Source organism: Streptomyces sp. LUP47B (assembly GCF_001746295.1).
Taxonomy (GTDB): domain Bacteria; phylum Actinomycetota; class Actinomycetes; order Streptomycetales; family Streptomycetaceae; genus Streptomyces.
In genome coordinates this window covers 153,502-175,165 of sequence record NZ_MJAH01000016.1, presented here as the reverse complement: position 1 = coordinate 175,165, position 21,664 = coordinate 153,502, and the positions used below count along the sequence as shown (strand labels likewise).

General features: G+C 67.2%; 16 protein-coding genes and 5 pseudogenes. 8 read left to right on the top strand and 13 right to left on the bottom strand.

The features are described 5' to 3' along the window. Positions 1–314: 314 nt before the first annotated feature. The 4 genes and pseudogenes from BFN33_RS38630 to BFN33_RS38615 form a co-directional block, all read left to right on the top strand. Positions 315–605: pseudogene (locus BFN33_RS38630) on the top strand (transcriptional repressor); the annotation flags it as partial. A gap of 368 nt (positions 606–973) precedes the next feature. Beyond that, positions 974–1,375, top strand: coding sequence for a MarR family winged helix-turn-helix transcriptional regulator (locus tag BFN33_RS38625; protein WP_256122987.1), 402 nt, complete (start codon positions 974–976; stop codon positions 1,373–1,375). Between the two features lie 253 nt (positions 1,376–1,628). Continuing rightward, positions 1,629–2,618 (top strand): homogentisate 1,2-dioxygenase, encoded by a 990-nt coding sequence (locus tag BFN33_RS38620; protein WP_218109061.1) that lies wholly within the window; start codon positions 1,629–1,631, stop codon positions 2,616–2,618. 88 nt (positions 2,619–2,706) lie between these two features. Beyond that, a complete protein-coding gene (locus BFN33_RS38615; protein WP_176742566.1) occupies positions 2,707–3,780 on the top strand; it encodes an alpha/beta fold hydrolase in 1,074 nt (357 codons plus the stop codon). A gap of 120 nt (positions 3,781–3,900) precedes the next feature. Here the strand turns inward: BFN33_RS38615 and BFN33_RS38610 are convergent. The 10 genes and pseudogenes from BFN33_RS38610 to BFN33_RS38570 form a co-directional block, all read right to left on the bottom strand. Next, a pseudogene (locus tag BFN33_RS38610) lies at positions 3,901–4,174 on the bottom strand (undecaprenyl diphosphate synthase family protein); the annotation flags it as partial. A gap of 322 nt (positions 4,175–4,496) precedes the next feature. Continuing rightward, positions 4,497–4,841: pseudogene (locus BFN33_RS54800) on the bottom strand (transposase); the annotation flags it as partial. A 385-nt stretch (positions 4,842–5,226) separates the two neighbouring features. Next, positions 5,227–6,645 (bottom strand): dihydrolipoyl dehydrogenase, encoded by a 1,419-nt coding sequence (lpdA, locus tag BFN33_RS38605; RefSeq protein WP_069764862.1) that lies wholly within the window; start codon positions 6,643–6,645, stop codon positions 5,227–5,229. Positions 6,646–6,703: 58 nt separating this feature from the next. After that, on the bottom strand, positions 6,704–9,172 hold the full coding sequence (locus BFN33_RS38600; protein ID WP_069764861.1) for a thiamine pyrophosphate-dependent enzyme: 2,469 nt from the start codon (positions 9,170–9,172) through the stop codon (positions 6,704–6,706). Positions 9,173–9,206: 34 nt separating this feature from the next. After that, entirely contained in the window at positions 9,207–10,409 is a 1,203-nt protein-coding gene (locus BFN33_RS38595) for a dihydrolipoamide acetyltransferase family protein (RefSeq protein ID WP_069764860.1), read from the bottom strand. Beyond that, complete coding sequence (locus tag BFN33_RS38590; protein WP_069764859.1) at positions 10,394–11,326, bottom strand: carbohydrate kinase; 933 nt, start codon at positions 11,324–11,326, stop codon at positions 10,394–10,396. Before BFN33_RS38590 ends, BFN33_RS38595 begins: the two co-directional genes overlap by 16 nt. 25 nt (positions 11,327–11,351) lie before the next feature. After that, entirely contained in the window at positions 11,352–11,804 is a 453-nt protein-coding gene (locus tag BFN33_RS38585; protein ID WP_069764858.1) for a VOC family protein, read from the bottom strand. After that, on the bottom strand, positions 11,801–12,580 hold the full coding sequence (locus BFN33_RS38580; RefSeq protein ID WP_069764857.1) for an ATP-binding cassette domain-containing protein: 780 nt from the start codon (positions 12,578–12,580) through the stop codon (positions 11,801–11,803). Before BFN33_RS38580 ends, BFN33_RS38585 begins: the two co-directional genes overlap by 4 nt. Then, the gene (locus BFN33_RS38575) at positions 12,577–13,596 is read right to left on the bottom strand and encodes an ABC transporter permease (protein WP_088245473.1); all 1,020 of its coding nucleotides are present in this window, start codon (positions 13,594–13,596) and stop codon (positions 12,577–12,579) included. Before BFN33_RS38575 ends, BFN33_RS38580 begins: the two co-directional genes overlap by 4 nt. Continuing rightward, positions 13,593–14,624 (bottom strand): substrate-binding domain-containing protein, encoded by a 1,032-nt coding sequence (locus tag BFN33_RS38570; RefSeq protein WP_069764856.1) that lies wholly within the window; start codon positions 14,622–14,624, stop codon positions 13,593–13,595. Before BFN33_RS38570 ends, BFN33_RS38575 begins: the two co-directional genes overlap by 4 nt. Before the next feature lie 116 nt (positions 14,625–14,740). Here BFN33_RS38570 and BFN33_RS38565 point away from each other — a divergent pair, with 116 nt between their 5' ends. The 4 genes and pseudogenes from BFN33_RS38565 (at position 14,741) to BFN33_RS54795 (ending at position 17,771) form a co-directional block, all read left to right on the top strand. Further along, a complete protein-coding gene (locus BFN33_RS38565) occupies positions 14,741–15,766 on the top strand; it encodes a LacI family DNA-binding transcriptional regulator (RefSeq protein WP_069764855.1) in 1,026 nt (341 codons plus the stop codon). Positions 15,767–16,503: 737 nt separating this feature from the next. Beyond that, complete coding sequence (locus BFN33_RS53720) at positions 16,504–16,773, top strand: NAD(P)-binding protein (protein WP_218109060.1); 270 nt, start codon at positions 16,504–16,506, stop codon at positions 16,771–16,773. Between the two features lie 24 nt (positions 16,774–16,797). After that, a pseudogene (locus BFN33_RS55665) lies at positions 16,798–17,163 on the top strand (cyclohexanone monooxygenase); the annotation flags it as partial. Positions 17,164–17,465: 302 nt separating this feature from the next. Further along, entirely contained in the window at positions 17,466–17,771 is a 306-nt protein-coding gene (locus BFN33_RS54795; protein ID WP_069764853.1) for a hypothetical protein, read from the top strand. Here BFN33_RS54795 and BFN33_RS38550 read toward each other — a convergent pair. The 3 genes and pseudogenes from BFN33_RS38550 to BFN33_RS38540 form a co-directional block, all read right to left on the bottom strand. Beyond that, positions 17,754–18,476 (bottom strand): annotated as a pseudogene (locus tag BFN33_RS38550) (transposase); the annotation flags it as partial. The gene BFN33_RS54795 and the pseudogene BFN33_RS38550 sit on opposite strands and share 18 nt — an antisense overlap. Positions 18,477–18,708: 232 nt before the next feature. Continuing rightward, positions 18,709–20,208, bottom strand: coding sequence for an amino acid permease (locus BFN33_RS38545; protein ID WP_256122982.1), 1,500 nt, complete (start codon positions 20,206–20,208; stop codon positions 18,709–18,711). A gap of 992 nt (positions 20,209–21,200) precedes the next feature. Continuing rightward, entirely contained in the window at positions 21,201–21,608 is a 408-nt protein-coding gene (locus BFN33_RS38540; RefSeq protein WP_069764851.1) for a RidA family protein, read from the bottom strand. Positions 21,609–21,664: the final 56 nt, after the last annotated feature.

Here is a 21,664-nt window from a genome sequence, read left to right as displayed (position 1 = left end):
GTCCTCCAGCCGTCAGCGGACAGCGGACAGCAAGGAGGCTGGGACCCCGGCCCCGGCCTCCGCCAGTTGATGGCCGTCGGTACAGGCGCGGACCGAGGTTGGGTCCCGCGCAGCACCACCCGAAGGACCCGTCTGTCCGGCTGCGCCATTTCACGCGACGTCCGGCGGGAAGCGTGGGGTTTCGGCGAGTTACTGAGTGGCAAGGTCGGCGTCTGACGGGGAGAGCCTGTGTCCCGGGCTCTGACAGGCCGGGCTGGCACAATGGCCTGGCAGGGCAGACGCGAGGAGGTAACCGGTGACCCGCAGGACCTTCCGTGAGAGGCCGTGCGATCCGGCAGCGGGCCGCCGTGGCTGCGGCGCTCGACGAGGTCGACGAGTTCCGCAGCGCGCAGGAACTGAACGACATGCTCAAGCACAAGGGCGACTCCGTCTGGCTGACCACGGTCTACCGCCGCTGCTCCACCGGCGAACACCACCACCACCTCGTCTGCCGCGTATGCGGCAAGGTCGAGGTCGAGGGCCCGGCGGTGGAGAAGTGGGCGGAGGCCATCGCGGCGGAGCACGGCTTTGTGAACATGGCGCACGCGGTGGAGATCTTCGGAACCGATATCGCCGGTTCGCCGTGGGGGCCCTGCATCGGCGGCCGTGGGTTACGTGTGGCTGGTCGCACAGTCGGCGCGCATCGTGATGGAGCCCCATTTCAGCTTCGCCCGCGCACTGAGTGAAAATTACGCAAAGGCAGGAGACCGTACGGACGCGGGCCACACCGCCTCATCGTTGTGGGGCCTTCCCGCACGCCCCGCCGCACCGTGGGGCAAGCGCGTGACCCGCCCTCCCCGCACACTCGACAGAAACGTAGATGATCATGACGTCAGATAACCGGAGGCGAGCGGCTGAACTTCTGGCCGAGAAGCATCGGCGAGCGGGCCTGATATCCGACGAGGGCCGTGTTCGGATGCTCGTCGCCGTGAACATGATCCGTACGTTCGGGCAGTTCTCGACGAAGGCGGACGCCTACCACCGGCAGTTCGGCTGGTCCTGGGCCGGCTTCCGGGTGCTCAACGCACTGTGGAGCGGGGGCGATCAGGAGATCAGAGACCTGGCGGAGCAAATGTGGTCCACCCGCGCGGCGGTCAGCAGTGCCGTGAACAAGCTGGAGGCGGCCGGGATGGTGCGGCGCAAGCCCGTTCCCACTGATCGACGGCTGGTCGTCGTACAGCTGACCGACAGCGGTCGGGAACAGCTCGAATGCGCGATCAAAGGTCAGGCTGAGCTTGAGCGGGAGTGGCTGAGCTGCCTGGATCCTCAGCAGCAGCGCCACCTCGCGGAACTGCTCCATACGCTGGCCGACGCCTCCGACGCACGGGGCTCCTGAGCGCGCCGGCAGGTTCGGCCTCCTCACAAAAAGGATGTCGTAAAGCGCTTGACGATTGCCTCCTCGGCTCGCACTATTGAGGTGGGACAGCGGCTCTTTCCGAGCCGCGAAATTAGTCACCGAAAGGTGAGTATCCGTGCCTCAGCCACGCTCAATCCTGCAAGTGAGTCAGGGCCGTACGCCTAGACAAGCGCATCGCGATCTCGACGGACTCGTCGAGGACGGCCTGACTCGCGATGGATTCGACGGCCCTATGACGCTCTTTTACCGTCACGGGGATCCGGGGAAGTACCGTACCGAGGGCCGTTTCCGCACCACCGCATTCGACAGCAACGTGCTCAAGACGAGCGACAGCGCCTCTGCCGACGGTGTTCCCCAGCGCCTTTTCTACAACAGTGACGTTTCGATCTGGTCGAGCCGTCGGCAGGAATCCATGCCGTGGTTCTTCCGGAACGTGGACGGCGACGAATGCTGGTTCGTCCACGAGGGAAGCGGCACGGTCGAGACGGAATACGGCGTCTTGCCGTTCGGCGTCGGGGACTACGTGTTCCTCCCCAAGGGGGCGACCCGGCGCTGGGTTGTCGACACGCCGCTGAACCTGTTCGGCATCGACACCTACAGCGGCGAACTGCGGGTGCCGACATATGCCGGCCTCGGCCGGTACGCCCCGTTCGACCCCGACCTCTTGAGGATCCCCACCCTCCAGGAAGCCGTCACCGACCCCGGCGAGTACCGGATCAGGGTGAAGTACGACGGCGAATACTCCGACGTCATCAGCGAGTCCCACCCGTTCGACGTCCTCGGCTGGAAGGGCGACCTCTTCCCGTTCGCCTTCAACATCGCGGACTGGAACGTCATCACCTCCGACAGTCTGCACCTGCCGCCGTCGGCGCACGTCTTCCTGACGGCCCCCGGGGTCAACCTGCTCAACCTGCTGCCCCGTCCCGCGGAGACGCGCCCCGGCGTGGAGCGGGTGCCGTACCACCACCGCAACGCCGACTTCGACGAGGTCGCCCTGCTGCACGGAGGCTCGGCCTTCGGCTCGCCCCTGCCGACGGGGCTCATCGACCACTCCCCTCAGGGGATCCACCACGGCATGTCGGAGGAAGTGCACAAGGCGGTCAGGGGGGCCATGGATGCCTACAACCGGGTCGAGTGGGAGATCATCATGGTCGAGACCCGCAAGCCCCTCCGCGTCGACCCGGTGATCACTGAACAGGAGCAGGGAAATGCCCCGGTCTGAACCGCGTGGCTTCGAGTCCACGACCATCACCATCGCCTTCGCCAACAAGACGGGAGGCCGTGAGTCCTACGGGTCGTGGGACGACACGGTGCTCCTGGAAGGAACACTGCTCGCCCGCTCCGATGTGCAGCAGGACACGGCCATCGTCTTCATTCACCCGGCGGGACGGCTTCACAGCCTTCCCCTTCCGCAGGAACTCGCGCGCCGTGGTGCGCATGTCTTCTGCGCGAGTACTCGGTATCCGAACAACGACTCCGCGCTCATCATGGAGAACGTCCTCATCGACCTCGGTCAGTGGATTCGCTATCTCCGTGAGGAGCACGGGTACGCAAAAGTCGTCCTCGGCGGATGGAGCGGTGGCGGATCGGTCGTCACCACTTATCAGGCCCAGGCCGAGAAGCCCACAATAACCGAGACGCCGACCGGTGAATCTGTCGACCTTTCCGATCTCATTGCCGCAGATGCCGTTCTCCAGCTGAACTCGCACATTTCCCGGGCTGCACTGCTCACCGACTCCCTGGATGCGTCGATCATCGACGAGCGCGACCCGTTCCGCCGGAATCCGGATCTGGATTTGTACGGGAGGGGGAATTCGCCGAAGCCGCCGTACTCTGCCGATTTCGTCGCCCAGTACCGGGAGGCGCAGCTGGCGCGGAGCCGCCGCATCACCGCCTGGGTGAAAGAGAGGCTCGCCGACGCGGGCCCGAACGGAGAGGTGGGTCTCAGCCTCCCGTTCGTGGTCTACGGCACGATGGCCGATCCCCGCTGGCTCGATCCCACGCTCGAACCGAACGAGCGACAGGCCGGGACAAGCTTCATCGGCGATCCGTCCCAGATGAACAACTCGTCCATCGCGTTGGGCCGGTACTCTTCGCTGCGAAGCTGGCTCTCGCAGTGGAGCATCGACGAGACCAACACCTCGACCGTGAAGTTCGGACACCAGGTGACGGTGCCCGCTCTGGTGCTCACCGCCGGTGCGGACAACGGGGTGCCCGTCTCACACGCTGACCTCATCATGGAAAGCGTCAGTGGAGAGGTCTCCCGGCACCACGTCGCCGGCGCGAACCACTACCTGCGCAACCAGCCAGAACAACTGGCGGAGGCGGTGACGACCGTTCTGGACTGGCTGCAGGACCGCGACCTGTACGCTCCGCCGGCGTAGCCAACTCAGGGCAGGGGCGGCGGGGCTGACACAACCGGTGGGGCCCCCGTTCCTGCACCTCCCGTCAGGCCTCCGAGGAACGCCCGTCCATGGCCAGCAACGCCTCGTTCGGGATCGCTCGCCGAACCGCCGGTCCAGACACGCCCGCCACAGGCCACGTCGGTCGAAGTCCGGCCACAGCACGTCCTGGAAGACCATCTCGGCGTTTGGAGGTGCGCTGCTCCCCGCTGGGTTGCAGGAACAGGTCGACGTTCGGCATGTCCGGGTAGTACATGTACTTCTGGATCGTCTTCTCGCTGACCTTCGACGGGTCGAGCAGCCCCGCCTTCACATCCTCCGCGATCGCCTGCATCGCGTCCGCGAGCTCGGCCCGGCCGCCGTGGTTCATGCACCAGTTGCCCTCGACTGGGTTGAGATCCGGTGCGTAGGGCGGGAGTTGATAGACGGTGAGCCAGTCGCGTTCGGCGATGTAGCGGCGCATCCCGGCCGTCAGGTGGGGTGTTCAAGATGCCACTATGTTGCGTCAAGTGGCAGTTAGCTGCGGTGGTGGAGGCAGTCGTCGGTTGTATCTGCCGGTAGATCTCGCGGGCCACGTAGCGTTTGAGACAGCGGATGATCTCGCGTTTCGACATGCCCTGCTTCGTGCGTCGTTCGAGGTAGGTGCGCGTGCGGGCGTCTCGGCGTGTCACGACGATGCGGTAGAGGGCGGCGTTGGCCTGGCGGTTGCCGCCGCGGTTCAGCCGTCGTCGCCGGATCTTTCCGGAGAACTGCTCGACGGGGCTGACGCCGCACAGAGCAGCGAAGGATACCTCGTTGGCCAGCCGGTCCGGGTTGTCGCCAGCGGCGATCAGCAGGGCAGCGGCACTGCTGGGCCCGACGCCGACGATGTCTAGGAGCCCTGGATGATGGGTGCGGACGTCTTGGTTGACCCTGCGGGTGAGTTCTTTCACCTCGTCGGTCAGCTGCTGGACGCGGTGGGCCAGCAGCCGGAGCGTGAAGACGGTCGCGCTTCCGGTGTCGGGAAGAATCGCCGGCCGCCCGGCAGTAGGGCCCGGCGCCATGGTCGCTCGCCGCGCTCCTGCGCGCCTGGCAGAAGGCTGCCTGAGACGGAACTCGGGGGGGTGCCGACCGACGGTTCGGCACCCCCCGAGTTCCTGGCACGGCTTCCGAAGCGGCTCGGTGCAGCGTCCGCCATGCTGCCGGGCGGTGAGGCCCCAGCGGGATCTCCACCGTGACCGCACGGCCGTCCGGCGCGTGATCGTCGTCCTGGACAACGCCGACAACGCGGCCCGGGTCGTCCTGCCGCGACCCCGGCCCTGCCGTACCGTATTTCGGCGGCGGCGCGGCCGGGGTCGCGGCAGGATCACGCAGGGCCGGCGCGTCCTCACGGCAGGAAAGCCTGGAGCCCGAGCCCCGCTCGGCGGAGGAGAGGACCACCTGTCGCCGTCAAAGGTTGATCATCGGTCCGGTCAGCCCGTGGATCGCCTCCTGCAGGGCCTCGCTCATCGTGGGGTGGGTGTGGACGTTGTACGTGAGATCCTCCGCCGTCAGCTCGAAGCGTTGGGCGAGTGTGAGCTCGGGGAGCAGTTCTGAGACCTCGTGCCCGACCAGGTGAGCGCCGATCAACTCGCCATGTTTGGCGTCGGCGACGAGCTTGACGAATCCGCTCGCGTCACCGACGGCGTGCGCTCTGGCGTTGGCGTTGAAGGGAAACGTCGAGACGATCACGTCGTGGCCCTCTTCGCGTGCCTGTTGCTCGGTCAGGCCGAAGCTGGCGGCCTGCGGCTGTGCGAAGGTCGCACGCGGCATCATCCGGTAGTCCCCCAGAGGCTGGGGATCGTGCCCTGCGGCGTCCTCGGCCGCGACGATGCCTTGCGCTTCCGCGACATGGGCGAGCTGCAGTTTCGCGGTCACGTCGCCGACGGCGTAGATCCCGTCCGCCGTGGTGCGCATCCGCTCGTCGATATCGATCGCGCCCCGGCCGGTCAGGACGGCGCCCGTCTTTTCCAGACCGTAGCCGTCGACGCGGGGGACGAAGCCGATGGAGACGAGTACCTTGTCGGCGACGATCTCCGCGGGGGTGTCCGTGCCCGTCCCGTGGCAGGTGAGGTGTACGACGTCACCTGTGTCCTCCACCGACTCCACGCGGGCTCCGGTGATCAACTGGACGCCCTGCTTCCTGAGTTGCCGGGCGATCTCCTTCGACACATCGGCGTCCTCGTTCGGCAGAGCCCGGTCGGCGTACTCGACGACGGTCACCGTGACTCCGTACGCCGAGAGGAGGGAGGCGAACTCGACACCGATCGCGCCGGCACCGATGATCACGACGGAGTCGGGCACGCTCTCCGCGAGGATCATCCCCTCGTAGTCCACGACGTTCGCGCTCAGACCGACACCGGTGAGCAGTCTGGCGTTCGCACCCGTCGCGATGATCGCTTTGTCGAAGGTCACGTACCGGGTTCCGCCGGTGCCGAGGGCCACCTCCATCGTCCGAGGCCCCGTGAACGCTCCACGCCCTTCGAGTTCGACGACGCCGTTCTTGCGCATCAGGTAGTGGATGCCCTGGGCTCTGGCCTGCGCGACCGTGCGGCTGCGCTCGTAGGCGGCTCGGTAGTCGATGCTGAGGTCTCCCGAGATCCCGTACTGGGCGGCGTCGTCCCGCAGGATGCGCGCGATCTCCGCGTTGCGCAGGAGTGATTTGGTCGGTACGCATCCCACGTTGAGACACACTCCGCCCCAGTACCGCTCCTCGACGATGGCTACCCGCAAGCCCAGTTGAGCGGCCCGCACGGCCGCGACGTATCCTCCGGGGCCGGCGCCGAGGACGACGAGGTCGACATGCGTGTCCGGTGCATCGTTCGTCATGGATGTCAGTTCTTCCTATGGGTGTCGCTTCAGGTGAACGGCACGGCTTCGGCTGCTGTCAGATGCCCAGTGCCGACTCATGAAGCGTTCCGTCGGCACCGGGGCCGGGCTGAACGACATGGCCCGGCAACGGCACGATGCGTGTGTGCACCGCGTCGAGGATGTCGTCGGACGTCACGAAGAACTCCCACTCCAGCTCGGCCGGAGGGGCGATCCAGTTGCGTGCGCCGAGGACGACGACGGGCGCGTCGAGGTGGTCGAATGCCTCCTCGGACGTCTTGGCGGCGACGGTGTTCAGCCAGCTGCCGCGGAGACTGGCGTCCGAGACACAGACGAGGCGGCCGGTCTTCGCGACCGACTCCAGGAGGATGTCGTACTCGAAGGGCACCAGGGAGCGGGCGTCGATGACCTCCACGCTCATCCCGTGCCGCTCCTCCAGTGTCTTCGCGGCGTCGAGCGCGCGGTACAGCGCGGCGCCGACGGTGAGGATCGTGAGGCCGGAGCCGGTTCGCACGACCGCGGGGCGGCCGATGGGCACGAAGTAGTCCTCTCGCGGAACACCGTCGGCATGCACCGTCTCGGGCAGGTCGTACAGGCGTTGACTCTCGAAGAACACCACGGGGTCGTCGCCGGCGAGGGCGCTCGCCATGAGCCCCTTCGCATCGCGGGCGGTGGCGGGGAAGACCACCTTCAGTCCGGGCACGCCGGCCACCATCGAACTCCAGTCCTGGGAGTGCTGCGCTCCGTACTTGGCACCCACGGAGACCCGCATGACCATGGGTATCCGGACGAGTCCGCCCGACATCGGCTGCCACTTCGCCATCTGGTTGAAGATCTCGTCGCCCGCGCGACCGATGAAGTCCGCGTACATGAGCTCGATCAGGGACCGGCCTCCGCTGAGTGCGAAACCGACACCCGCGCCCACGATGGCGGCCTCGGAGATGGGCGCGTTGAAGAGACGGTGCCGGGGCAGCAGTTCTGTGAGTCCCCGATAGACACCGAAGGAACCGCCCCAGTCACGGTTCTCCTCGCCCCACAGGGCGATGCGGTCGTCCGCCGCGACGGCCGACGCGATCGCCTCGAAGAGGGCGTCCCGGAAGGTCAGGGCGCGTGCGCCGCTCAGGGCCTTCCCCCCGGCGGTCCCGGTGCGTGACTTCTTGCCGACGTTGAGGAGGTGCGGCAGCTCGGCGAGGGGCACGGTCGTCTCACCGGCGGGTGCGCTCTCGCGGTCGGTCGTCGCGTTGTTGAAGGTGATGCCCGCCATCACACCGGGATCCGTGCGCAGGTCCAGACGGGGCGAGATCGTGAGGTCGACGGCCACCTCGAGCGTGGCTCGTACGGTTTTCTCGGCCCACGCCTTCAGCTCCGTCTGAAGCGTCGCGTCGAACACGCCGCCCTCGACGAGCCGTTGGAAGTAGGAGTCGACCGGATCCGCCGCCGTCCACAGGTCGACCTCGTCCTTCGTGCGGTAGGACGACGCGTCGCTCGGTGAGTGCCCGGACAGACGGTAGGTCTGACAGTCGATGAGGACCGGACCTTCACCGCGCTCGATGTGCTCGCGCGCCGTCGTCATCGCATCAATGACCGCGAAGGGATCGTTGCCGTCGACGGTCTGGGTGTGCATGTTGTGCCGGTTGACGCCCGCGCCGATGCGCGACAGCTGGTCGAAGGCCATCGTCTCGCCGATGGTCTGCCCGCCCATGCCGTAGAAGTTGTTGACGACGAAGAAGACGACGGGAAGGCCGCCGCGATGCTCGTCGTCCATGAGGCCCGTCAGCTGGGCCATGCCGGCGAAGTTGAACGACTCCCAGACCGGGCCGGTTCCGACCGAGGCGTCACCGATGCTGGCCACGACGATGCCCTCGGTTCGCCGCAGCCGGTTGTACAACGCCGCACCGGTCGCCAGCGGGGCCGATCCGCCGACGATGGCGTTGTTGGGGAAAATACCCAGAGGCGGGAAGAACGCGTGCATGCTGCCGCCCAGCCCCCGGTTGAAACCGGTGCTGCGTCCGAAGGTCTCCGCCGTCATGCCGTACATGAGGAAGTTGATCGCCTGCTGTTCGAAGTCGTTGTCCGCGAGCCGCTCACGGACGACGCGCCAGACCGCGCCGTCCGACCACGCCTCCAGTTCGGGGTTGAGGCTGTCGGGCGTCGACTCGGCGATCGCGGACAGTCCCTTGGCGATGACCTCGCCGTGACTGCGATGGCTGCCGAACACCTTGTCGGTGACGCCGAGTGAGAACGCCTGTCCCACCGCGGCCGCCTCCTGGCCGATGGACAGATGGGCGGGGCCTTGGTGCACGTAGTCGATACCGAGGTACGAGCCCTCACGTTTGATCGCGTTGAGCATCAGCTCGAACTCACGCACAAGGACCATGTCCCGTCCGATGCGGCGCAGGGCGTCCGTGCCGTAGAGCGAACGCTCCCGTTCAAGGTCGGGAACGTAGGCATTGACGGGTACGGGGGCGAGCGTCAGTTCCCGCCTCTCACGTACGGCGGACGGGTCGATCATCAGTTCTTTCGCCATGGCGGTTATGACTCCTGTGGGGCGGACGCAGCGCTCAGAACGCGGCGAGGGTGTCTACGGTCTGCACGGCGTGCGCGATGTCCCGGAGCGCCGCCGCTGCGGCCGCGCCGTCGATGGCACGGTGGTCGAACGTAAGGGACAGCGGAAGGACGGCGGGCGCGTCGGGATGGGCACGGTGAACCGCGCCGACGCCGAGGATGCCTGCCTGCGGCGGGTTCAGCACGGGCGTGAACCAGTGGACCCCGAGTCCTCCGAGGTTGGAGACAGTGAACGTGCCGCCTTCCATCTCGCGTGCTTCGATCCTGCTGTCACGAGCCCGGGTGATCACCGAACGCGCGGCGGCGGAGAGCTGGCCGAGCGTCAGCGTGTCGGCCTGCAGGATGACCGGGACCAGCAACGCTTTCCCGGTGTCCACGGCGACGCCCAGGTGCACGGTGGAGAACTGGGTGATGCCGTCCCAGTCGAACCACGCGTTGAGGGCCGGGTGCTTCCCGACCGTGCGTGCCGTGGCGAAGAGCACAAGGTCGTTGATGCTCACAGCCGGCCGATCGTCGGTCTGCGCGACCTCTTTCAGACGCGCGGCGTAGTGGACCAACGCGTCCGCCGGCGCGTAGCGGGTGAGCGTGACCTGGGCGGCCTCCTGCAGCGATGCCTGCATACGCCGCGCGGTCACCTTCCGGGCTCCACGCACCGGGACCACGCGGGAGCCGTCCGACGACGCGGCCACGGACGGCGCCGAAGTCACCGAAGGGTGTGTGTCAGGGGCGGCGGCCGGGACATCGCGGATGACGATCCGGCCGAACGGCCCCGAGCCGTCCAGGCTCGCCAGGTCGATACCGCGCTCGGCCGCGATGCGTCGGGCGCGCGGAGAGGCGTTGACCCGTGTGCGGCTGTCCGGGCGCGGGGCTCGCACTGTGGGCGGCGCTTCCCGCACGACCGGCCCGGCCGACGCTTTCGGTGGCGACTGCCCGGCCGGGGATCCCGCGGAGTCGGCCTCACCGGGCGCGCCGATGAGCATGAGGGTGGAGTGCTCGGGGGCCTCCTCGCCCTCGGCGACGAGGATCTCGAGCACCGAACCGCTGACGGGTGCTTCGACGTCCATGGCGGACTTGGCGGTCTCCAGGCTGCCGAGGATGTCGCCGGTGCTCACCTCGGAGCCCACGGACACATTCCATTCGAGGACGACGGCGGCCTCGCCGGCGTTGCCCGTCGTGGGTACTTTCACTTCCGTTGCCATGCTGTCCGTTCATTCACGATGAGGCGCTGGTGGGGTGGTGCGAGATCGTCGGCCGTGGGCATCGCCTCCGCGCCGCCCGGGCGCGAGCAGCAGACGCCGGCTGCCTGCATGGCGAACCGCAGGACGCGCGTCCAGCCGTGCAGGTCGTCGGGTACACCTTCCGCTACCAGCCTGCTGATGACGGCTGCGGTGACGGCGTCGCCGCCGCCCGTGGTGTCCACGACAGGAGCGCCACTCACGGGGACGGTCGCGGAGCCCGACGCGTGGTGGACCGTGGCGCCCTGTTCTGCCGCGGTGAGGATCACCGCCGTGCTGCCCCGGGAGAGGTAGTCGGCGGCGAGTGCCGCCGCGGGCCGGTCCGGCGCGAGGAAGTCGGCGTCCTCGGCACTGAGTTTGACCACGGTGGCATGGGCGGCCAGCCGGGCGATGTCGGCCCGGTAGCGCTCCGGGTCGGTGACCAGACCGGGACGTACGTTGGGATCCAGCGTCCGCACCCCGTCCCCTCGGGAGAACAGCTTGACCGCCGACGCGTACACATCCGCGTCGAGGAGCCCGATGGAGCCCGCGTGCACGACTGAGAACTCTCCGTCCGCGACCGCGTCGGCGGGGTGGAACACCCCGGCCGGCGCGGGACTGGCGTAGAAGGAGTAGTGCGGCTGCCCCTCTACGAGAGTGGCGAGCGCCAACGTGGTCCGCGTCGGCACGGGGACGGACAGACGGAGGTCCACTCCCTCGTCCTGGAGGAAGCGCCGGGTGCGCATCCCCAGGGCGTCGGTGGAGATGGTGCCGGCGAAGCACACGGCGGTGCCCAGTCGGGCCAGCCCGACGGCGACGTTGAGGGGGCTGCCGCCGGGGTGTGCGACATAGTGGTCGTCGGCCCCGACGGTCTGGGTCAGGTCGATCAGACTCTCCCCCATCGACAGAACGCCGGCGGCACGTCGGCTAGTCACCCGCCGCCCCGACGAGTTCGACGGAGATGCCGTCGGGGTCGCGGAGGTAGACGACGGTGCCGCCGCTCCACGGGCCGCCCTCGACGGTCTGCGGCTCCGAGACGAAGTCGAGACGGCGCCGGTTGCGGTCGTAGAAGTCCTGGAGCCCGGGCATGTTCAAGGCGAGATGTGCCGCACCGACGTCCCAGTTCCGCAGCGATGCCGCAGTGGTGCCGTCCTGCGGCTTCTCGTATTCGAGGAGTTCGAGGATGCCGTCGTCCAGCGGTATGAAGGCCACTCGGATCCGCGGGTCGTCCGCGCCGACGAGCTTGCCGAGCCAGGCTCCCTTGACGGTGAAGACGTGTCCCTCGGGCGGGCGGGGCAGGCCGAGTTCCCCGCAGTAGAAGTCCAGGGAGCGTTCCAGGTTGAAGACCGTGATACCCATGTGGTTGAATCGTTTGCTCATGCGAACATCTCCTTGTCGGTCGAGGCGCCTGTGATGAGGGCCACCAGGCGGTCGGGCGAGAGCTGGCCCACTGGGCGGGAGGACACGGTGCGGCCGTGCCGCAGCACGGTCACGGTGTCGCACAGGCGCAGTACCTGGGGCATGTCGTGGCTGATGAGCAGCACGCTCGTGCCTCGTGAGCGCAGCCGGCCGATGAGTTCCTCGACGGCGGCGGTCTCCCGCACGCCCAGTGCCGCGGTCGGTTCGTCCATGATGACCAGCGACGGGCCCCAGGAGACCGCGCGGCTGATGGCGACCGCCTGCCGCTGGCCTCCGGAGAGGGCCCTGATCTCGATGTCGGGCGACGGGATGCGCACGTCCAGCTCCTCGAGCATGCGGGCCGCGTCGCGGGACATGGCCTTGCGCCGCAGGACGGAGAAGGGGCCGCGGCCCCAGGTGAGCTCCCGGTTCAGGTGGAGGTTGTGCCAGACGGGCAGGTCGTCGACGAGTCCGAGGTCCTGGTAGACGGTCTCGATCCCGAGCTTCCGCGCGTGGTCCGGGCTGCTCACGGTCACGGCCTTGCCGCGGAACGCGAGCGAGCCCGCGTCGGGCGAGTAGATGCCTGTGAGGCATTTGATGAAGGTGGACTTGCCGGCACCGTTGTCGCCCACGATGGCAGTGATGTGTCCGGGCTCCACCCCGACCGACATGCCACGCAGGACATCGACGGCGCCGAAGGACTTGTGCACGTCCCGTGCCTCGAACAGCGGCGCGTCCGTTGTCGTGTGCGTACTCATCGCTTCACCGTCTTGTTGAAGATCGCCGACGCGATGACCACGCCGCCCACCGCGATCGGCTGGTAGAAGGGCGACACCTGCATGAGCGTGAAGCCGTTCAGCAACGACGTCAGCAGCAGCGCGCCCACCGCGGACCCGATCACGGATCCCTTGCCCCCCTTGAGGCTGGCCCCGCCGAGCACGACCGCGGCGATCGAGCCGAGCAGCAGGGACGTACCGACGTTCGGATCCGCCGCGCCGGTGCGGGCGACCAGGAGCAAGGCCGCGATACCGGCGGTACAGCCGCAGATGGTGTAGGCGGTCACCTTGATCGCCGTCGTGGCGATGCCCGCCTCCCGGGCGGCCAGTTCGTTTCCGCCGGTGGCCCTGATGTGTCCGCCGACACGCGTGTAGAACATCAGTACGTGGCCGATGGCCACGACCACCACCGCGACGAGGATGAAGTACTTCAGCCCACCGAAGCCGTCCGTGGCGAAGTCGAGAAGCGCCGTGCTGCGTACGCTCAGTGGCTGACCGTCCGAGAGGATCAGCCCCGCACCGGACAGAATGCTCAGCCCGCCCAGTGTGACCACGAAGTCGTTGATCTTGAACAGGGCGATGACACCACCGACGACGGCGCCGACCGCCAGGCCGCCGAGGATGGTGAGCGGTATCGAGTACCCGAGTCCGATCCCCGCGGTCGAGAACAGGACGCCGAGCAGGATCCCGGAGAACTGCACGTTCGAACCGATCGTGAGGTCGATGCCGCCGACGACGATCACGAAGGTCTGGCCGACGGCCATCACGACGGCCACCGCCGACGAGACGAGCACCGCCTCCACGTTCGACACGGTCAGGAAGTCGGGGGTGAGGATGAAGAACAGCAGCCACACCCCGAGGAGGCCGAGGTACACGGCGTTCTTGCCCCAGAAGCCCGAGCGGCGCAGCCGTCCGAACGCTGACGCCGTGTGGGACCTGGGCGAGGCTTCGGGAGAGTCCTTGGCCGACACGGTCCGTGCGTCCGTGTGCGCGCTCACTTCACCGGCTCCAGCATGTCCTTGAAGGGGTTGGCGACCTTCTGCAGCGGCTTCGGATAGGCGTCGATCTGCTTCTGCGCGTTGTCCTTGGTGATCAGGGAGATCGGCGCGGGCACGTAGGAGGGCAGACGGTGACCGTTCTTCAACGCGATGCACGCGTCGACGGCCATCCCGCTCATCACGTACGGGTACTGGATCACGGTGGCGGCGAGCCCGCCGTCGCGCACCGACTCCAGCGCCTCCTGGATCCCGTCGACGCTGATGACCTTCACCTTGTCGGCCAGTCCCGCGGCAGTGACCGCCCGGAGTGCGCCCAGGCCCATCTCGTCGTTCGCGGCGAAGATGCCGGTCAGGTCGGGGTGAGCACGCAGGATCGCTTCGGTCGCGGTCTGCGCCGCGGCGCGCTCGAAGTTCGCGGACACCTGCTGGACGATCTGAAGCTTGCCCTTGACGGCCGCGCGGAAGCCCTGCTGGCGCAGCGTCGAGTTGTGCTCGCCGGGGGTGCCCAGCAGCATGGCGACCTTCCCGGTGCCACCGAGGATCGTCGCCATGCGGTCGCCCGCCAGCGTGCCGGCCTTCTCGTTGTCGCTGCCGATGTACGTCGCAACGTCGAGTCCCGCCGCCTTGGCGGCCTTCGGGTCGATGAGGGCGTCGATGTCGATGACGTGGATGCCCCGCTTGGCGGCGGCCACGAGCGGGGTGATCACGTTCGAGTCGTTGATCGGGACCACGCCGATGCAGTCCCAGTTCTGGTTCGCCAGGGTCGACAGGTTGTTGCTCATGCCCTGGATGTCGGTCTCGGAGTCGCCGACGGCCACGGTGCCGGTGACGCCCCGCTTGGCGAACGCGGCCTTGGCCCCCTTGTCCCACGCGACCCAGTACGCGTTGGTGAGATCTCTGGTGACCAGCGCCACCCTGGCCTTGTCGGTGGTCGCGCTCTGGTCCGAGCCGCCGCGACCGCAGCCGGCGAGCGCGACGAGCATTACCCCGGTAGCCGAGGCCGCGAGAATCTTCTTTGAGACGCGCATGACCGGCCCCCTCCTGTTTGGTTTTGGCACGTGCCAAAAGTAAGATGCGACGCACTGAACCAGAGGCTCGAGCAGGGCGTCAAGTAATGTGACGTCTTCAACTTCAGGAGGGGTCGATGCGCAGTGTGACGCTGGGCGATGTCGCCGCCCATGCGGGCGTATCCCGGGGAACCGTCTCCAATGTCATGAACCACCCCGAACGGGTCTCGCCCCACTTGCGTGAACGGGTGGAAAGCACGATGAGCGAGCTGGGGTTCGTACGCAACGAATCCGCCCGCCAGCTGCGGTCCGGCTCCAGTTCGTCGCTGGCCCTGTCCCTGCTCGACACGTGGAACCCGTACTTCAACGACGTGACCCGCGGCATCGAGGAGCGCGTCTACGACGGTGGCTGGACCCTGTCCGTCTCGACCAGCGCACTCAGTCGCGATCGTGAACGGCACAACCTCGAGATCTTCCAGCAGCGACGAGTCCGGGGCATCCTCGCCGTGCCGATCTCCGCGGAGAGCATCGCCCAACTGGAGAAGATGAGTTCGCGTGGGCTGAGCTGTGTGCTGGTCGACCGGCGCGCGGACGGCTACGGCCTGCCGTCCGTCTCCGTCGACGACGTCGAGGGCGGCAGGCTCGCCGGCGCGCATCTTCGGTCACTGGGCAAGAGCCGGATCATGTTCGCGGGAAACCCCGACGTGCACACCCATGCCGCCGACCGGCTCGCCGGCCTGCGCCAGGCGCTCGGGCCCGACCGGACCGTAGAGCTGATCAACACCGAGTCGGTGACGTTGGCCGACGGCATCGCGGTCGGCACCGAATTGGCGAGGAGACGCCGTTCCGATCGCCCGGAAGCGTTGTTCTGCGCCAACGACCTCGTCGCGATCGGAGTGATGCAAGCCCTCATACGGGCACGCATCAGCCTGCCGGAGGAGATCGCCATCGTCGGGTACGACGACATCGAGTTCGCCTCCCAAGTGGCGGTCCCGCTCACCACCGTACGGCAGCCCGCTCACGAACTGGGCAGGAAGGCAGCACAACTGCTGCTCGCGGACATCGCGAACGAAGGGTCTTCGGATCCGGTCCACCACGTCTACGAACCTCAGCTCGTCGTCCGCGAATCGACCACGGCCCGGGAGCTGGACTCACCCGGTTGATCGCGGCTCCCGGGCAGGTCGATTCGCGTCCGTGAAGCCCGGGGAGCGAACCCTGGGCGCCCCGCGGGAACATCCCGCCCGCCGGGCGGCACCGCGACGCCCTGCCCCACCCGCGAGCCGAACGCGTCGGGGTGCCTCCAACTCGGCCTGCACCATAAGGAATGAGATCCGTATATGGGGTGTGTATCAGGCTATGGGAGTTCACCTCATCACGGGTGCTGGTTTTGGCGAGGGACGAGGCACGGGCGGAGGAACTGCCTGCCCGGTTCCCGCGGAGCCGGACGCTGGCGGCCGATCTGTCCGCACCGGGGTCGATACGCTCCCGGCTGGCGGCCGGTGCCCTGCCTGAGCGGTTGGACTCGCTCGTGCATGTCGCCGGGGTGGTGGAGTCGGGCCGGGAGGACGAGTTGAGCGCTGACTCGTAGGATCTTGGCCTGATCCGCTTTGGTGGACATCCAAGACAGGCCGCCAGGCCGTGCTGGCTGCGGAGGATCCGGGACAACGCGCTGGCCGAGCCGTTCTTCGCCATGCTGAAGAACGAACTGATCGGTGACCGGCCCTGGCCCAGCCGGTCCGCCGCCAACACCCCCACGCGGCCTGACCAGCACACCGACGGCGTCCGGCACAGCTGAACAAGCTCAATACTCGAATAGGCCGATTGAGTTTCGGATCAATAGGCCCAGTGTCCGACGATTGGGACAGTCCTTCCTGCTTTTGGTTGTCACATACTCTCCTGCATGAGCCGACATGTTCTTCCGAACAGCGTAAACCCGCGTGGACCAGAGGCCGCCGATGTCGATGCCATCGTCGTCGGCGCCGGATTCGCCGGACTGTATGCCACTCATAAACTGCGCAACCTCCTCGGCCTGCGAGTGAAGTCCTTCGAGACGGCGTCGGGCCCCGGCGGGGTGTGGAATTGGAACCGCTACCCCGGGGCGCGCTGCGACTTCGAAAGCGTCTGGTATTCCTACTCCTTTGACGAAGACCTGCAGCGCGAGTGGCGATAAACGGAGCGGTTCGCTGCGCAGCCGGAGATCTTGCGGTACCTCGAGCACGTCGCAGACCGCTTCGATCTCCGCAGCAGTTATTCATTCGAGACGCGGGTGACCTCTGCGGTATGGGACGAACAGAACGGTTGGTGGACCGTCGGCACTGACACGGGCGAGTCCGTGACAGCCCGGTTCATCGTCAGCGCGGCCGGCGGGCTGAGCGCCACCAAGGACGACGACTTCAAGGGGGCCGAATCGTTCGGGGGAGAGCTGTACCGGACGAGCAACTGGCCGCAGACACCGGTGGATCTTGCTGGGAAGCGCGTGGGCATTGTGGGCACGGGCTCTTCCGGTGTGCAGGTGATCGGAGCCATAGCGAAGGACGTGGGCAGTCTCACCGTCTTCCAGCGGACCGCGAACTTCGCCACGCCCCTGGGTAACGGGCCCATGGACGAGGCCGAACTCGACGAGGTCATCGCCAACTATCCGCGTTATCGCGAGCAGTGCCGTAACAACTTCCTGGGTGCGCCGTATCCGCCGGCGCAGCCGTCCGCGAGGTCATCGCCAACTATCCGCGTTATCGCGAGCAGTGCCGTAACAACTTCCTGGGTGCGCCGTATCCGCCGGCGCAGCCGTCCGCACTCGCGGCCAGTTGGCAGGAGCGGCGCGAACTCTACGACCGGTACTACCGCGGTGGCTTCCGCCTGCTCATGCCGACCTATGCTGATCTTCTGTTCAGCAAGGAGGCGAACGACACCCTCGCCGACTACATTCGGGACCGGATCCGCGACCGTGTTGCGGATCCCGAAGTTGCTGAACTCCAGTGCCCGAACGACCACGCTTATGCGACCAAGCGCTCGCTGTTCGAGACCAACTACTACGAGGCCTTCAACGAGGACCATGTCGAACTGGTCGATGTACGGTCCAATCCGGGTGGGCGCCGGGTTCCACTGCCCGGGGCGGGTGGTGTTGTCGTCGGGGTGGTGGGAAGTTGCTGGTCAGCCGGGTGTGGGTAGGAGCGCGAGCCGTTCGAGGACGGCGGTGATCTCGCTGGTCCAGGGCCAGTGTCGGGCGAGGCGGAGAATCCTGCGTCGGCCGGTGGTGACGAGCTGAGCGGCCGCGGAGAACAGGCGGAATCGCAGGCGACGGGGTTCCCAGAGCCGCGCCTTGCCGGTGAGAGCGAGCATGGGCATCCAGGCCAGCAGGTCGAGAGCGATCTGGACGATCTCGAGYTAGACCTTGTTCTGGGCTGCAGTGTGGAGCGGCAGGTTGCGCAGGCCGGTGGCCCGGGCGGCCCGGATCCGGTCCTCGGCCCGGGCCCGCAGCAGGTGATGGAGTTCGAGGGCGGCGATCGGCCGGTGGGGGGTGTTGGTCGCGAAGCACGTGATTCGCATGCCGTCCGCATCCGTGATCCTCAACTGGGCGCCAGGATGAGGCCGTTCCTTTCGCACGATCAGTCGCATGCCCTGGGGCCAGCCGTCCAGGAGCTTGCCGGTGAGCTCGGCGACCCAGGCCCCGTCACGGGCCTCACCGTCGGTCTCGACGGCCGGGGTCCAGGCTGAGGCGGGGACCTTCAGCACATGTTCGTGGATCGCTTCGGTGACCGTCATGCCGACCGAGTAGGACATCCATCGTCCTCGCTTCGCGAGCCAGGACACGAAGCCGTGGGTGCCGCCCGCGGAATCCGTGCGGATCAGCGTCTGGCCAAGCCGGGTGCGTAGCCAGAGACGGACTGCGGAAAGGCGTGGGTCCGTGAGTTGGTCCGACCGGTTCCGTCCTGCTCTCGTGTCGGGCCACCGGACGCTGCCGCCGCGGTGCCGGCCACGCGCTCAAAGGGCGACCCGGAGGAGTGAGTACGGGCTGTGATCAGCCCTGTGTTCTCATCCAGGCCGCCCCTGCGCGGGGTATCTCAGATTGCGGAAGCGGTGTCGCTCAAGGGGTAAGCCGTTGATGTCAGACCTGCTCTTCGAGCGACTTCGGGCTGGGCGCCCTGCTGAACAGGCGACAGGCCACCGCGATCGCAGCGGTCACGATGAAGGTCGTGAGCAGCTGGCTGCGGCCGGCGTCGTCGAAGCAGGTCAGGACAACAATTCCGCCGAGGATGGCCAGCGCCAGGTAGTTGGCGTAGGGGAAGAGCCAGACCTTGAACGCCAGAGCGTTCGTCTTCTCCGTGCTCATGCGCCGGCGCAGGATGAACTGCGTGATGATCACGAAGAACCAGATGATGACCGTGCCCGACCCGACGGCGTTCAGCAGGTACTTCAGGACGAGCGTGGGCCAGATGTAGTTGAGCATGACGGCGGCGAAACCGAACGCGACAGAGAGCAGGACACCGATCCGCGGGACTCCCTTGCCGGTCACCCGCGTCACCTGGGAGGGAGCACACCCCCGGTCGGAGAGCGAGAACAGGAGCCGGGATGCCCCGTAGACGTTGGCGTTCAGCCCCGACAGGAGCGCGACGACGATCACGAGCGCCATGATCGTGCCGGCCCCCGGGATCCCCGCGAAGGTCAGCACGGCGATGAAGGGGCTCTCCTTGAGCTTGCTATCGTTCCACGGCAGCACCATGAGCATGATCAGCACGGCGCCGACGTAGAAGACGACGATCCGCAGGACGATGGTGCGGATCGCACGACCGATGTTGCGCGCAGGGTCCTTGGTCTCGGCCGCGGCGATCGCCGCGATCTCCACGCCACCAAACGCGAACACCACCATGAGAAGTGCGGAGGCGACGCCGCTTATCCCATTCGGCATGAACCCGCCGCGATCGACCAGGTTCCCGAAGCCGGTCGGCTCGTCCACCGGGATCCATCCCAGGAGAATGCCTCCACCGACGACGAACATCGCAAGGATCGCACCGACCTTGAGGAGCGTGAACCAGAACTCGGTCTCTCCGAACTTGGCGACGCCCAGGAGGTTCAGCCCGGTGAGGCTGGTCAAGAAGACGAGCGCGAGCAGCCACTGGCTGACGGCGGGCCACAGCGAGTGCACGATGGCGGCCGCCGCGGTGGCCTCGGCCGCGACGGACACGACCATCACGGCCCACCACAACCAGCCGATCGTCGATCCGACGGTGCGTCCCAATGCCTTGTCGGCGAAGACCGACAGGGCACCCGCGCTCGGGGCCTCGGCTGCCATTTCGCCGAGCATCCGCATGACCAGAGTGACGAGGATGCCGCCGACGATGTACGCAAGGAGCACCGCCGGCCCGGCCGCGGCCATCGCTGAACCGGATCCCACGAACAGTCCGGTACCGATAGCGGAACCCAGGCCGATCATGACGATGTGGCGGGACTTCATGGCCCGGGAAAGCCCGGATCTTTTTGATGAAGACTTTTCGTCAAGAACCCTGGCCGATTCATTGACCGAAGCCGGTTGCACAGTAGCTACCGAAGGATCTCTGCCCTGATCCATATCCATGGATTTTCTCCTTGCGCCGGCTCCGGAAGGCATGAGGGTGCCCCGGGGCGGTTTTTCTGGGGACGTAGCGGGGGGAGTGAACCTGAAGGTCGATTGACCATTGAAGATGACCTGAGACTATCCGCCACTCACAGCAGGGTCAACCACGAGTTGAAGATTTTCAAAACGACAGTTGAAGGATGGTGTGAGGGCAGCCGTGGCGGAGCAGGGTCCGCCGCATTTGAGGTGTCGACCGGGGTTCGGTCTTCCGGGTCTGCTTTTATCCGGCTGTCACTCCGTATACAGAGGAAGAAGCGGCTTTTCAGCTCGCAGGCGCCGACACGTGCCCTCTGCGGAAAGTGCAGGTATAGCGCGAGCCTGTCACAGGGCAACGCGGTTACAGCTACGTTTCCATCGCGGTCGCGTATCGGTTGGCGAAGGCTTCACCGGCCTTTGGCTCGCGACCCGTGGCCGAGCGGAAGGCAGTCGTGCGGCCGCCCCGGGGAGGTTGAGGGAAGCTGCCCCACGAGTCTGTGAAGGGGTGATGTCCGACGGGGGCGATCCGGCATTTGATCTCCGACCTCACGCCTGCCATGCGTTCACGATCGCGAATCCAGGCGAATGGCCGGCCTTTCGGTCCTCACGCGCCTCAACGAGGTGGTTGCGGATCCTGCGTCAGTGCAGCAGGACGGTCACCCTGGCCATCGTCGCGAGCGAGGTGACGCAGTTGCCGACGGCGGGCGGGGAAACTAGGTGGCCGGTTACTTGTCTGGCGCGGGCCGGGGGTACCGGCAGCCCGACCGGGCAGAGGCACGGTTCGGCAGTCCGACGGTGGTGACACCATGTACGGCAGACCAGCCCCAGAGCAGAAGGCGAGCGGCAGGCTCGGGCCTCCCCCGGGCTTGCGGTGCGGGCTTGGCGCCGCATCGGCGTGTTCAGCGGATGGGACCTGCAGTCCAACCCCGGTTCAGCTGACCGGAAGGACGGCTGGGAAACGGCGCACGCTCACGCTCGCCCGCTGCACCAGCGTAGGGGGTTCACGCCGTTCAGACGTTGCTGCTGGTCGCCCCGACGGCGACGGTGGCCTCGATCTCGATGCGGGCCTCCGGGCGGGGAAGGGCGGACACCTCGACAACCGCTCGCGCCGGTCGCGGCTCGGCGCTGAAGTACTCGGCGTAGATCTTGTTCACCACGCCGAACTCCTTGATGTCGGTGACGAAGATGCCGACCCGGACGACGTCGGAGAGCTGGCCGCCGGCCTCGCGGATGATGGCCGTGACGTTGTCGAGGGACTGGCGCGTCTGTTCCTCGATGCTCTCACCGACGGCTCCGGCCTCGGGGGGCAGCGGCAGCTGGCCCGACACGAACAGCAGGTCGCCTGTGCGCACGGCTTGCGAGTAGGGGCCGATGGCCGAGGGGGCGTTCGACGTGGCGATAGCTGCGATGGCGGACATGCGTCATCTCCTTGTCGGTGGTTGATCGCTTTTGGCGTGGGTGGATGGATGGCTGG

Excerpts from the sequence above, each read along its gene's own strand:
- BFN33_RS38625 (WP_256122987.1), top strand. The coding sequence starts at position 974 with ATGATCCGTACGTTCGGGCAGTTCTCGACGAAGGCGGACGCCTACCAC.
- BFN33_RS38620 (WP_218109061.1), top strand. The coding sequence starts at position 1,629 with ATGACGCTCTTTTACCGTCACGGGGATCCGGGGAAGTACCGTACCGAG.
- lpdA (WP_069764862.1), bottom strand. The coding sequence starts at position 6,645 with ATGACGAACGATGCACCGGACACGCATGTCGACCTCGTCGTCCTCGGC.
- BFN33_RS38600 (WP_069764861.1), bottom strand. The coding sequence starts at position 9,172 with ATGGCGAAAGAACTGATGATCGACCCGTCCGCCGTACGTGAGAGGCGG.
- BFN33_RS38595 (WP_069764860.1), bottom strand. The coding sequence starts at position 10,409 with ATGGCAACGGAAGTGAAAGTACCCACGACGGGCAACGCCGGCGAGGCC.
- BFN33_RS38590 (WP_069764859.1), bottom strand. The coding sequence starts at position 11,326 with ATGGGGGAGAGTCTGATCGACCTGACCCAGACCGTCGGGGCCGACGAC.
- BFN33_RS38585 (WP_069764858.1), bottom strand. The coding sequence starts at position 11,804 with ATGAGCAAACGATTCAACCACATGGGTATCACGGTCTTCAACCTGGAA.
- BFN33_RS38580 (WP_069764857.1), bottom strand. The coding sequence starts at position 12,580 with ATGAGTACGCACACGACAACGGACGCGCCGCTGTTCGAGGCACGGGAC.
- BFN33_RS38570 (WP_069764856.1), bottom strand. The coding sequence starts at position 14,624 with ATGCGCGTCTCAAAGAAGATTCTCGCGGCCTCGGCTACCGGGGTAATG.
- BFN33_RS38565 (WP_069764855.1), top strand. The coding sequence starts at position 14,741 with ATGCGCAGTGTGACGCTGGGCGATGTCGCCGCCCATGCGGGCGTATCC.
- BFN33_RS53720 (WP_218109060.1), top strand. The coding sequence starts at position 16,504 with ATGAGCCGACATGTTCTTCCGAACAGCGTAAACCCGCGTGGACCAGAG.
- BFN33_RS54795 (WP_069764853.1), top strand. The coding sequence starts at position 17,466 with ATGCCGACCTATGCTGATCTTCTGTTCAGCAAGGAGGCGAACGACACC.
- BFN33_RS38545 (WP_256122982.1), bottom strand. The coding sequence starts at position 20,208 with ATGCCTTCCGGAGCCGGCGCAAGGAGAAAATCCATGGATATGGATCAG.
- BFN33_RS38540 (WP_069764851.1), bottom strand. The coding sequence starts at position 21,608 with ATGTCCGCCATCGCAGCTATCGCCACGTCGAACGCCCCCTCGGCCATC.